Genomic DNA, 12024 nt, shown 5'->3' on the forward strand with positions numbered 1-12024 from the left:
CTGTTCGACAACGCGCGCCAGGAAGCCGTCCAGCGGATGCTGCTGAGCCGCCTGGCGCAGGCCGACGCGGCTGGGTGAGCAGCGTGCCCGACCTCCTGGTCGCCGAGGGCAGGCTCGGCGTCCGGCTCGGCGAGGACCCGGCTGCGGCGGCTCCCCTCCGGATTCCGCCGCGCGCTTTTGCCTGCTTGCCCAGCAGCTTGAGATCCCTTCCCGAATCAGTCCCGTCGGCGCCCGGGGAGGTGTGTCATGCGCTCCTCTCGGATCAGCCTCCGGACATCCGGAAGTCGTATTCGGGCGGTACCGGCTGGTCGGGATGCGCGGCGAGCCACAGGAGGTCCAGCGAGGCCTCGCCTTCCTGCAGGTTGTCGACCGTGATGCCCTCGTCGAGGAGGCGCCGGACCTGGTCGATGTCGCCGGTGGTGAGGGCGGCCTGCGCGTTGTAGAGGCGGATGCGGCCGTGTTCGCGATCCGCCGCGCTCAGCGCCGCGATGAGGCCGAGCGCTTCAGCAGCGCGGTCGGCGGCGAGCAGCGCTTGAAGCGTCTCGATGGTGAGCTCGCGAAGGTCCGGCTGGAGGCGGTGCGCCGCGACGGCCAGGTCGGCCCGCTCGCCGGGCGACGCCGCGAGATGCGCCAGCGCACGCTGCGCCCAGGCGTTCGGGCGCTCGGCGAGGGAGCGCGTCCAGGCCTCGCGGGCCCCGCCGCGGTCGCCGTCGGCGAGGCGGAGGAGGCCGAGGTGGTAGAGCGCGTGCCAGTCGTCGGCCGACGCTTCGAGCAGCGAGCGCCAGACCGGGCCGACGATCGGGGACGCCGGTGGCTCGCTGGACGGCAATCGCTTTGTCTGCAACAGATCCAGCCACGGCTGCTGCTCCGCATCGCAGGACCCGAATGGCCGCAGCGAATCGGCGGCCAACGCGCCAGCCGAGACCTCCAAGGCACCCCAGCCAGATCCATGATGCAGCACCTCGGGAACGGCGCCCGCGCCTACCTCCGAGCTCGCGCCAGCCTGCGCGCCCACACCCACGCCGACCGCCGCGCTCGCGCCAGGCTCGCGCACCGCATGCGTGCCCTCGACAGACGTGTCCGCGCCCGCGCCGCCCCGCACGCTCGCGCCAGCCTGCGCACTCGCGCCAGGCTCGCCGACCGCAGGCGCGCCCTCACCAGCCGCGTGCGCACTCGCGCCAGCGTCCCCGAACCGCCGCGCCTCAGCGAGCGCAGCCTCCAAAGCCCCCCGCGCCACCAACCGCTCCAGCGCCCCCGCCACCGCGCCCCGGGCCTCGTCCCACGTCCCGCGCACGGCCGCCGGGTCCGCCTCCAGCAGCCCGTATGCCTCGACCCACTCCCACGTGGCCCCGCCGGGCAGCTCCAGGTGCTCCAACTGCGTGCGCGCCAGCCCGGCCTGGATCTCGATGTACTCCGCGTCCGGCCCCGACAGCCACTCCTGCCACCGCTGGCCGCCGGCCCCGACGCCCCACTGGAACAACTTCCGGCCGATCAGCCGGTCCGTCGAGGTCTGCACCAGGCCCGAGCCGTTCTCGTCCAGTGCGGCGATCCAGCGGCGCTCGCCGGCCGGAATGTCCATGAAGAAGTCCGCCGCCGCTGGGAACCGTGCCGGGTAGCTCTGGTCGCCGGCCGTGCCCTCCGGGAAGTCGATCAGGCTGAGCTGCGCCGTGTAGTCGAAGTGGAACGCACGCTCCGTCGGCGCCACCACGCGGACATCAGCACTCTGCGGCACCGCGATGTTCGACCACCAGTACACCGGCGTCGGCGTCTCGGCCGGGTTGTGCAGCGCCACGTGCACCATCAGCGTCGGCGATCCCGCCGGCAGCCACGCGTCGACGGTCATCACCACCCGCCGCATCCGCTCGAACTCGTACATCCGCAGCACCGGCGTGCCGTCCGGCGCGCTCAGCCGCACCGCGTGCAGCGGCGAGCAGGTCAGTGGCCAGTGCCCGGTGCCGCCGAGGTTCCACTCCACGCCGCCGGCCAGCCAGGCGTCGCGCAGCGCCAGGTTCGCCGGCTGCAGGATCGGGTTGCGGTGCAGCAGTTCGCGGCCGGTCGGCCGGTGCACCAGCGACCACAGGCGGCCGCCGTAGTCCGGGAGGAACGTGGCGGTCAGCACCTCGTTCTCCAGCACCAGCGTCGGCAGCTCGCGAAGAGAACGCTCGCGGGTGTACGAGTCCTGCGTCGTGTACGGCAGCAGCGTCGGCGGCCGGCCGTAGTCCAGGTTCCGCGCCATGTCCGGGTAGGGGGCCACGGCGGAGTCGAAGCCGGGCCTGGCGATCCCGTGCAGGATCGGCAGCCGGCCCGCGGCCGGGTCGGCGGCGCCCGGGATGCGCAGGACGTCGCGTCGGAGTTCGGTGGTCACTTGCCTATCCCCACTGTCATACCTTGGATGATGCGGCTGCCGAGCCAGCTGAACAACGCGATCATCGGAGCCAGCACCACGCACACCCCGGCGAACATCGCGCCCCAGTCCAGGCCGTTGAGCTGCGCCTCCTGGACGAAGTTGGACAGCGCGACCGGCAGCGTCACCTTGTCCTGGCTGTGTGTCAGCACGATCGCGAACAGCGTCTCGTTCCACGCCGAGATGAACTGCAGCAGGAACGCGGTGACCAGGCCGCCGCGCGCCACCGGCAGGATGACGCGGGTGAACGTGCGCAGCGCGCCGGCGCCGTCCAGGACCGCGGCCTCCTCCAGCACCTGCGGGATGCCGGCGAAGAAGCCGGTCAGCAGGTAGACGGTGAAGGGCATCGCAAGACCCAGATACACCAGGATCAGCCCCGGCTGTGAGTCGTCGAGGTTCACCTTGGCCATGCCGATGAACAGCGGCACCACCATCACCTGGCTGGGCACCCCCAGGCCCATGGCGAACGTCATGCTCATCGCGCCGGAGACCCGGTTGCGGCGGCGGGCCAGCGCGTAGGCGCAGGGCGCGGCGACCGCGACGGCCAGCACCGAGGACAGCACGGCGACCAGCACGCTGTTCAGCGCCGCGCGGCCGAAGCCGCCGTCGGAGAACACCCTGCTGTAGTTGGCGAACTTCGGATGTGTCGGCGCGCCGAAGGGGTGGTTGAGGATGTCGGTGCCGTCGCGCAGCGAGGTGAGCAGGATCCAGCCGATCAGCGCGATGTCGGCGGCGACCACCACCCACACCGCCCCGGTGGCGATGCGCATCGGCAGGCTGGCGGCTTTACGCCTGGGCCTCATGGGCTCGTCTTCCTTTCCGTGCCGCGGTCGGATCAGTACTCGATGGGGTCGCGGCGCAGCAGCCGGCGCAGCACGACCGTGAAGACGACCACCAGGAACAGGCTCACCAGCGCGGCGGCCGTGGCCAGCCCCAGTTGCGGCGTCGAGGCGGTCGGGAAGGCCTCGATGTAGACGTACATGGCGGTGTTCCAGGAGTCCGACGGCGGCTGGGAGCCGCTGCTGCCGCCGTACATCAGGATCAGTTCGAAGATCTTCACCGAGCTCACCGTCCACAGCACCGCGCACACCGAGATCACATCCCAGCACATCGGCAGCGTGACGTGCCGGAAGCGCTGGAAGGCGTTGGCGCCGTCGAGTTCGGCGGCCTCGTAGAGGTACTCCGGGATCTGGTCGACGGCGGCCATCAGGATCGCGGTGTAGTAGCCGGTGGCCGTCCACACCAGGGTGCCCAGGATCATCGTCTGCAGGTGCTCGGTGGCCAGCCACTGCGGCGGATGGCTCCAGCCGAGCGCTTCGAGGGTCTTGTTCACCGGGCCGGTGGGGGAGAACAGGACGCCCGCGGCGATCCCGAACACCATCGCGTTCACCAGGCACGGGAAGAACAGCACCGAGCGGGCGAACAGCTTGCGGTTCATCTCGCGCAGGACCAGCATCAGCGCGAAGGCGAACGCGAAGGTGAGCAGGCCGCCGACGAGGAGGATCTTCAGCGTGTTGGCCAGCGAGTGCCGGAAGATCGGGTCCTGCCACAGGGTCTGGTAGTTCTTCAGACCCCGCCACTTCTTCGGGCCGATGCCGTCCCACTTGTAGAGGCTGGTCCAGGCCGCGTAGCCGACCGGGACCAGGAACAGTACGACGTAGATCAGGACGGCCGGCGTGGTGAACGCCCAGAACATGCGGCGCCGCGAACGCTCCAGCGGGGCCGCGCCGACCGGGGGACGCGAGGCGGACCCGCCCCGGACGCGGCGCGTCTGGGACGAGTCCTGAATGGTGGCGGTGCTCATGGTCAGCTCTGGCTCTTCCAGAACGAGACCTGCGCGGACTTCATCTTGGAGACGAAGGTCGCGGCGTCGGTCTTGCCGTGCCAGAAGTCCAGGTAGTTCTGGTTCCAGACCTTGGTGGTCCAGTCGCCGGCCACGCCGTCGAAGGTGAGCCGCAGCTTGGGTGCGTTCAGCGTCTTCTGCACATCGGCCAGCTCGGCCGGGGCCGGGATGTCGGTGCGCGGCGTGATGTTGCCGGCCTCGGTGGAGATGCCGGACAGCGTCTTCTTCTGCAGGAAGTAGGCCATGAACTGCTCGGCCTGGCTGACGTTCTTGGCGCTCTTGGTCAGGGCGAAGCCGAAGACCATCGAGTCCGGCTGGGTCGCGCCCGGCGGGAGCATGAAGCCGTACTTCCAGGTCACCGGGATCTGCTTGGCGACCTCGGCGGTGACCCAGTTGCCGTTCATCAGGAAGCCGGCCTTGCCGCCGGCCCAGTTGGTCTGCTGCGCCGGGTACTTCGTCGCGGTGTAGGTCGGGATGATGTAGCCGCCCTTGACCAGCTGCTGGACCTGCTGCGCGGCCTTGAGCACCGCCGGGTTGTCCCAGCCGGCGCCGGTCTTGTCGGTGGCCAGGTCGTTGAAGTTCACGCCGCCGGCGCTGAGCAGGTAGTCGAACCACAGGCCGTTGGTCCAGGAGTCCTCGCCCTCGGAGGCCAGGCACGGCTCGCTCTTCGCCTTCAGGGCGTCGCAGACTTTGATGAAGTCGTCCCAGGTGGCCGGCTGCGAGGCCATCGCGGCCGAGACGGTCGGGTCGGCGGAGTTGTAGAACACGCCCGCGGTGCTGGCCTCGTACGGGATCACCCAGTGCTGGCCGCCGTCGGGGTCCTTGGGCAGCGAGTCGAAGTACTTCGACGGGATCGCGTCGGAGACCTTCTCGTTGTCGGTCGGGATGGTAATGCCCAGGACCGCGGAGAGGTCCTTGGCGTTGCCGTTCTGCGCCGCGGCGCCGTAGATGACGTCCGCGCCCTCGTCCCACATGTCCGGCGCCTTGCCCGCGGCCATCGCCGGGCCGATCTTCTTGGCCACGTCCCGGCCGGTCCACTCGACGTTGACCTTGATGCCGGTGTCGGCGGTGAACTGGGTGATCGCGGCCTGGATCACCTTGGCCTGCGGCTCGTCCTGGCGCCACATCGACCAGTAGCTGAAGCTGCCGCCGGACTTGCCGGAGCCGGTGCCGGTCGAGGAACCGCTCTTGCTGCTGGAACACGCGCTCACACCGACCGCGAGGACGGCGGCGGTGGCTATCGCGAGAAGCCGGGGGCTCCGGCCGGTGCTGCTGCCCATATTCGTTTCCTCCGAAGGGGATCACTCGGGGTGCTGGGAGGAGACAGTAGGACGCTGTTCACAGGAACTACAAGCATTCTTTGCAAGATTCCTTGTGATGATGCGATATTGAGATCTCTGATTGCATTGGCTCGCAGAAAGTTGCAAAAACTGTGAGAAACGGCGGCACAAGATGGCCGCGCAGCTGTGAGCTGGGGCGGAGCCGGGGATTCCGAGGAAGGGGGCTGCTAAGGCCTGCTACAGCTGACGGACGCTGTAGTCGTAGCTGCACGGCAGCGGGTGCTCTTCGCGCAACCGCTGTGACACGACCGGACCGAGCCCGCCGGCCTGCCGGGAGTGGAACTCCCACCACATGTCCGACAGCGGGTCCTCGCCCTCGCGGACGTCCTCGACGACCAGACCGGTCTCCAGGATCCGGCGCGCGCGCACCAGATCGCCGGCGTCCAGGGCGGCGCGGCACTCCAGCATCAGGATCCGCCCGGCGAAGCGGTCGGGCTCCTTGAGCCGGTCCACGATGTCCAGCGCCTCGGCCGGGCGCTCGGCGGCGATCAGGGCGCGCAGCGTCTCGATGGTGAGTGGACGCAGGCGCGGCGAGAGCTGCCAGGCGCGCAGATAGCGGTCGGCGGCCTCGCCGGGGCGGCCCTCGGACTCGTCGAGGATCGCCAGATTCCGGTGCGCCCACGCGGTTTCGGCCTGGGCCATGGACTTCTCCCACGCCTCGCGCGCGCCGGCCAGGTCGCCGGCGTGGTAGCGGTTCACGCCCAGATGCAGCCAGGTGAACCAGGTCGCGTGCGCGGGGTCGGAGGTGGCCTTCTCCAGCAGCGCGCGCCAGACCGGGCCGACCGCGTAGGACGACGGTGGCAGTGCCGGGGCCGGGGTTGGCATCTGGCCCTTGCGGACCAGCGAGAGCCAGGACTGCTGGTCGCGGCCGATCGTGGCGTCGGGGAACGGCGTGCCGGGCAGGTTCAGCGCCCGGTTGCGGCCCAGGGCGCGGCGTTCCAGGGCGCCCCAGCCGGTGCCGGCGTGCAGGACCGCCTCCGGCGGCTTCTCGGCCAGCGCGGTCATGGTCGCGAGTTCTTCGTCGAGGCGGTGCGCGGGCAGCAGATCGGCGAGCGCGGCGGCCGCGGCTTTGGTGGCGTCGGGCCATTTCGCGCCGTGGATCTTGTCGGGATCCGTCTGGAGCAGGCCGTACGCCTCGACCCAGGACCACGACTGGCGGCCCGGGAGCCGCAGGTGTTCCAGCTGGGTGCGGGCCAGGCCGGCCTGGATCTCGAAGTACTCGTGGCGCGGGCCGGACAGCCAGTCCTGCCAGTTGCGGCCGCCGGAGCCGGTGCCCCAGTGGAAGAGCTTGCGGCCGCGCATCCGGTCGGTCGAGGTTTGGAAGAGGCCTGATCCGCTCGCGTCGACGGCGGCGATCCAGCGGCGCTCGCCGTCGGGGATCTCGGCGAAGTAGTCGGCGCCGTAGTCGATGCGGCCGGGGTAAGAACAATCAGCGGTGTCGGCGGCGCGCCACTGCGGGAACGGGATGCGGCGCATCTTGCCGGTGTAGGAGAAGTGGTACGCCGAGGTCGCGGGCATCAGCGCCCGGGAATCAGGGGTCTGCGGTACGGCGGCGCTGCTCCACCAGTAGACCGGGGCGTCCTCCGGGAAAGGGTTGTGGACGCGCACGTGGACCAGCAGGACCGGGGAGTTGTCGGGCAGGTAGCAGTCGAGCTGGTAGACCAGGCGGCGCTGGCGCTCGTACTCGTACATGCGCAGGACCGGCGTGCCGTCGTCGCGGGTGAGGCGGACGGCGTGCATCGGGGAGCAGGTGAGGGCGGTGTGGCCGAAGGTGCCCAGGTTCCATTCGACGCCGCCGGCGAACCAGGCGTTGCGCAGCGCCAGGTTGGCGAGCTGGAGCTTCGGCGGGAAGTGCAGCAGCTCGCGGCCGGTTTTCTTGTGGCGCAGGGACATCAGGCGGCCGCCGTAGCCGAGGAGGAACTCGGCGCGCAGGAGGTCGTTCTCCAGCACCGCCGTGACCAGCTCCCGGTCGGGGGTCTCGCGGGTGTAGCCGTCCTGGAAGGTGTAGGGGAGCAGGGATTCGACGTGGCCGTAGCCGAGGTTGGCGACCATTTCGGCGTCGGCCTCGGAGACGTCCAGGCCGCCGCGCGGGTCCGCGAGCTTGCGCAGCGGCGGGAGCGGGTTCTCCGGGCCGAGCGCGGCCACGGGGAGGACCGCGGAGGCCAGGCGCAGGACGCTCAACCGACGGCCCCCTAGGATTTGGCGCTGATGGGTCTACAGCTTGCAGACAGGTCTACACCTTGCAGGATTGCTTCAGTGTGCCAGAAAATCTTGCAAGGAAGGTCACGATCTCAGCATGGAGTGCACGGAAGGAGCTTGGCGTGAATCGCTACGAGCGCTGGAGCGTCCTGCTGGAGATGCTCGCCGAGCTGGGCAAGCTGGAAATCGAGGAGACGGCGGAGAAGCTGGGGGTCTCGCCGGCCACCGTGCGCCGGGACTTCGACGAGCTCGCCGCCCAGCAGCTGTTGTCGCGAACCCGCGGCGGGGCCACGGCACACAGCGTCTCCTACGACCTGCCGCTGCGCTTCAAAGTCGCCCGCCACGCCCCCGAGAAGCAGCGCATCGCCTCGGTCGCGGCCGGCATGGTCGCGGTCGGTTCCACGGTCGGCATCAACGGCGGCACCACCGCCACGGAGGTGGCGCGTGCCCTGGCCACCCGCGCAGACCTGGCGGGCGAGCAGCGCGGCCCGGCGGTGACGGTAGTGACGAACGCACTGAACATCGCCCAGGAACTCGTGGTCCGCCCCTACCTGCACGTGGTCGCGACCGGCGGCGTCGGCTCACCCAAGTCCTACGAACTGGTCGGCCCGGTAGCAGCCGCGATGCTCGAACGCGTGGCCCTGGACCTGGCCATCCTCGGCGTCGACGCCCTGGACGCCGAACACGGCGCCAGCGCCCACAACGAGGCGGAGGCAACGGTGAACCAGACGCTGGCTTCGAGGGCACGGCACGTGGTGGTGGTCGCGGACTCCTCGAAGCTGGGGCGCCGGGCGTTCGCGCGAATCTGCCCGATCTCGGATGTCACGACGCTGGTGACGGATGGGGACGCGCCGGAGGAGATGGTGGCGCGGTTCACGGAGCTGGGGGTGCGGGTGGTGCGGGCTTAGGGGCGCGCTCCGCAAGCCAGCAAGCCCGCAAGCCCGCCGAGCCCCCGATCGTCCCATACGGGAACCGAACGTAGATCGGCCGCATCCAACCGCCATGGACCTCAATCTCAGCATCACCCGCCGCGCCCTCGTGCTCGGCGTCGCGACCCTGCTCGCCGCCGGCGGTGCGGTCGCCATCGGGATGTCCGGCGGCAGTTCGGCGCCGAATGCCAATGCGGCGCCCTTCGGGTCTGCGCTCGTCGGGAACGGGACGCCGGTGGCGCCGGATGCGTTTCCCGGTATCACCGTGCAGGGCACCGGGAAGGTGACCGGGACGCCTGACACGCTCATCCTCACCCTGAGCATCACCAAGAACGCCTCGGATGTCAGCTCCGCGATGAACGGCGTCTCCGGGACGATGGGCGCTGTGCAGGCCTCGCTGACCGGCAACCACGTCGCCGCCGCCGATCAGAAGACGTCCGGGCTGAACGTCGGTCCGCAGTATGAGTATTCGAGTGGTAAGCCGACGGTCACCGGATATCAGGCTTCGGAGAACCTGACCGTGACGCTGCGCGATCCGAAGTCCGCGGGCACGATCATCGCCGCGGCGTCGACCGCCGGTGGGAACGCCACCCAGATCTCCGGATTGTCGACCGATCTGCAGAATGACTCCGGGCCGTTGGGGCAGGCCCGGGACGCCGCCTTCAACGACGCCAAGGCCAAGGCCACGCAGTACGCGAAGTCCGCAGGGCGCACTCTGGGCCAGGTGGTGCGCGTCGAGGAGAACGACAGCAACCCCACCCCGAAGCCGGTGAACTACGCGCCGTCAGCGGCTGGAGCGACGCCGGTGAATCCGGTGCCGATCCAGCTGGGCAGCACCGATGTCACGGTCCAGGTGACCGTCGTGTTCAGCTTCGCTTGAGCCGTTCGGCGGCCCCCCGTTCGGGGTCGGCCGGGCCGAACGGGGGGCCGGGCCGGCTACTCGCGTTCGGCCCCGCTCGGCTACTTCCGCTCGGCCAGCACCCGCAGCAGCCCGACCAGCGAGGAGGACGTTGCGATCTGCCCGGCGTCGATCAGCCCGAGTACCTCGTCCAGCGGAATCCACGCCACCTTCTCGGCCTCGTTCTCCTCCGTCGGCTCCCCGATGTACTCGGCACCGAACGCGCGGAACAGGCGGTACTGCGACCGCAGCATCCCGCCGACCGGGTGAAAGGACAGCAGCGGTGTGACTTCGCTCACCCGCCAGCCGGTCTCCTCCTCCACCTCGCGGCGTGCGGTGTCCGCCGGGTCCTCGCCGTCCTCGATCAGGCCGGAGGGGATCTCCCAGACCCACTTGTCGATCGCGAAGCGGTGCCGCCAGATCAGCAGCACCTCCTCGCGCCCGGCCTCGGTCCTGGTCACCACGCAGCTGGCGGCGCTGCGGGTGCGGATCACGTGGTGCTCGAAGCGGGTGCCGTCGCCGAGTTCCACGTCGGCCATGAGGACGTCCACCCAAGGGTTCTCATACACCGGCCGCTCGGAGTGCACGGTCCACTGGCTCCGGCTGCGCGCCGGGGGTGCGGCCGGGGTGTCGGCGGCGTAGTCGGCGGTGTTGTCGGGGGTGCCGCCGGGGGCGTCGTCGGGTGTCTCGTGAGACGGCGTCGGCTCAGGCTCTGACATGCGGCTGAGCGTAGTGGACCGGGGTCGCGACACGGCGTGCCGAAACCCGATTTCGCGCCTGGCCCAAGACCGTGTAACTTATTCCCTGCTCGCCCCTTTAGCTCAGTCGGCAGAGCGTCTCCATGGTAAGGAGAAGGTCTACGGTTCGATTCCGTAAAGGGGCTCAGGTCACACCGGGGGTCCGGTGGACACGAAAGGGTGAAAGCCCGTGTCCGCCGGACTGTTCCGGTAGTTGATCGAGTGGCGGTGTAGCTCAGCCTGGTAGAGCAAGCGGCTCATAATCGCTGTGTCGCCGGTTCAAGTCCGGCCACCGCTACGCATCTGGCAAAACCCTCAGCCCTGCAAGGTACTCTTGCAGGGTTGTCCATCGTGAGGGCCGACCTGGGAAGGTCCGGAGCCCTCGAAGAAGTAGAAAGAGGCACCCCAGTGGCTGCTGTCGACGTCCGGCCGAAGATCACCCTCGCGTGCACCGAGTGCAAGCGGCGCAACTACATCACCAAGAAGAACCGGCGCAACGACCCGGACCGTCTTGAGCTGAAGAAGCACTGCCGCTGGTGCAACAAGCACACCCCGCACCGCGAGACCCGCTAGTCCCGTGGCCCCGCGCCCGGCTCGCAGCCGGGCTGTGCTGGCTGGGCCCGCGCTAGCGTGACACCAGGCCCGTACTGCCGGGTCACGCCTCGCGGCCTGTAGTTTCGGACCGCCCCGCCGACTCCCGATCACGGAGTGGGCGCGGGCGGTTTCTTCGTATCCAAGGAGGCACAGGGACGATGGCCCTGGACGTCGGTTTCATCGGCCGCACCTATCCGCCCACCGCGGTGTATGAGGTCGGCCGCGAGAAGATCCGCGAGTTCGCCGACGCGATCGGGGACCCGAACCCGGTCTACCGCGACCCGGCGGTGGCCCAGGACCTCGGGCACCGCGACGTGCTGGCGCCGCCGACCTTCCCGATCGCCATCACCTGGCCGGCCGCGACGGTCATCATCGAGGACCCGGACCTCGGCCTGGACTTCAGCCGGGTGCTGCACGGCGAGCAGCGCTTCGTGCACAACCGGCCGATCTACGCCGACGACCAGCTGACCGCGACCGTGACCATCGAGGACATCACCGAGCGGATGGGGCAGGGCTTCCTGAGCACCCGCACCGAGCTGAACACCGTGGACGGCGAACTAGTGGTGACCGGCTTCTCCAAGCTGGTCGTGGTCGGAGCCGGCGGCGGCGAGGGGGAGCAGGCGTGATCAAGTTCGCTGACGTCTCGAAGGGCGACGTGCTGCCCGCCCAGACGCTCCCGATCCGGCGCGTGGACCTGGTGAAGTACGCCGGTGCCTCCGGCGACTTCAACCCGATCCACTGGAACGAGCGCTTCGCGCAGTCGGTGGGGCTGCCGGACGTCATCGCGCACGGGATGTTCACGATGGCCTCGGCGATCCGCGTGGTCACCGACTGGTGCGGGGACCCGGGGATGGTCGTGGAGTACCAGGTGCGGTTCACCAAGCCGGTGGTGGTGCCGGACGGCGTGGACGAGGAGTCCGGCGCGCGGCTGACGGTGACCGGGAAGGTCAGCGCGGTCAACGAGGACGGGACGGTGCGGGTCGACCTGGTCGCGACCAGCGAGGGCGAGAAGGTGCTGGGGTTGGCGCGGGCTGTGGTGCGGCTGCCTTGACACCGCCCTGACCTGCGCTGTCCGAACAG

At 69.8% G+C, this 12024-nt stretch carries 11 protein-coding genes and 2 tRNA genes; 7 read left to right on the forward strand and 6 right to left on the reverse strand.

The features are described 5' to 3' along the window. Positions 1-262 precede the first annotated feature (262 nt). The 5 genes from GWK61_RS56370 to GWK61_RS14115 all read right to left on the reverse strand — a co-directional run bounded on the left by GWK61_RS56370 (position 263) and on the right by GWK61_RS14115 (position 7768). Positions 263-2365 (reverse strand): DUF5107 domain-containing protein, encoded by a 2103-nt coding sequence (locus tag GWK61_RS56370; protein ID WP_323747559.1) that lies wholly within the window; start codon positions 2363-2365, stop codon positions 263-265. Beyond that, the gene (locus tag GWK61_RS14100) at positions 2362-3207 is read right to left on the reverse strand and encodes a carbohydrate ABC transporter permease (protein WP_228562302.1); all 846 of its coding nucleotides are present in this window, start codon (positions 3205-3207) and stop codon (positions 2362-2364) included. Before GWK61_RS14100 ends, GWK61_RS56370 begins: the two co-directional genes overlap by 4 nt. Before the next feature lie 32 nt (positions 3208-3239). Beyond that, positions 3240-4208, reverse strand: coding sequence for a carbohydrate ABC transporter permease (locus GWK61_RS14105; protein WP_194908806.1), 969 nt, complete (start codon positions 4206-4208; stop codon positions 3240-3242). A gap of 2 nt (positions 4209-4210) precedes the next feature. Beyond that, positions 4211-5527 (reverse strand): ABC transporter substrate-binding protein, encoded by a 1317-nt coding sequence (locus tag GWK61_RS14110; protein WP_194908807.1) that lies wholly within the window; start codon positions 5525-5527, stop codon positions 4211-4213. A gap of 237 nt (positions 5528-5764) precedes the next feature. Continuing rightward, positions 5765-7768, reverse strand: coding sequence for a DUF5107 domain-containing protein (locus GWK61_RS14115; protein WP_194908808.1), 2004 nt, complete (start codon positions 7766-7768; stop codon positions 5765-5767). A 140-nt stretch (positions 7769-7908) separates the two neighbouring features. On the opposite strand from GWK61_RS14115, the gene GWK61_RS14120 reads away from it, so the two are divergent. Further along, positions 7909-8694: a DeoR/GlpR family DNA-binding transcription regulator gene (locus GWK61_RS14120; protein WP_194908809.1), complete on the forward strand. Its 786-nt coding sequence runs from the start codon at positions 7909-7911 to the stop codon at positions 8692-8694. A gap of 94 nt (positions 8695-8788) precedes the next feature. Further along, the gene (locus GWK61_RS14125; protein ID WP_194908810.1) at positions 8789-9595 is read left to right on the forward strand and encodes an SIMPL domain-containing protein; all 807 of its coding nucleotides are present in this window, start codon (positions 8789-8791) and stop codon (positions 9593-9595) included. An 80-nt stretch (positions 9596-9675) separates the two neighbouring features. On the opposite strand, the gene GWK61_RS14130 is transcribed toward GWK61_RS14125, so the two are convergent. Further along, on the reverse strand, positions 9676-10332 hold the full coding sequence (locus tag GWK61_RS14130; protein WP_194908811.1) for an NUDIX hydrolase: 657 nt from the start codon (positions 10330-10332) through the stop codon (positions 9676-9678). A 91-nt stretch (positions 10333-10423) separates the two neighbouring features. Here GWK61_RS14130 and GWK61_RS14135 point away from each other — a divergent pair. The 5 genes from GWK61_RS14135 to GWK61_RS14155 all read left to right on the forward strand — a co-directional run bounded on the left by GWK61_RS14135 (position 10424) and on the right by GWK61_RS14155 (position 11995). After that, positions 10424-10496, forward strand: a tRNA-Thr gene (locus tag GWK61_RS14135). A gap of 78 nt (positions 10497-10574) precedes the next feature. Beyond that, a tRNA-Met gene (locus GWK61_RS14140) sits at positions 10575-10648 on the forward strand. A 110-nt stretch (positions 10649-10758) separates the two neighbouring features. After that, complete coding sequence (rpmG, locus tag GWK61_RS14145) at positions 10759-10923, forward strand: 50S ribosomal protein L33 (RefSeq protein WP_194892873.1); 165 nt, start codon at positions 10759-10761, stop codon at positions 10921-10923. A gap of 179 nt (positions 10924-11102) precedes the next feature. Continuing rightward, positions 11103-11570 carry a MaoC family dehydratase N-terminal domain-containing protein gene (locus GWK61_RS14150; protein ID WP_194908812.1) on the forward strand — a complete coding sequence of 156 codons (468 nt, stop codon included), beginning with the start codon at positions 11103-11105 and terminating at the stop codon, positions 11568-11570. Beyond that, on the forward strand, positions 11567-11995 hold the full coding sequence (locus GWK61_RS14155; RefSeq protein ID WP_194908813.1) for a MaoC family dehydratase: 429 nt from the start codon (positions 11567-11569) through the stop codon (positions 11993-11995). The genes GWK61_RS14150 and GWK61_RS14155 overlap by 4 nt, the downstream gene beginning before the upstream one ends. Positions 11996-12024: the final 29 nt, after the last annotated feature.

Origin of the sequence: Catenulispora rubra, from assembly GCF_015356825.1 — a bacterium.
In the GTDB taxonomy this organism is placed as follows: domain Bacteria; phylum Actinomycetota; class Actinomycetes; order Streptomycetales; family Catenulisporaceae; genus Catenulispora; species Catenulispora rubra.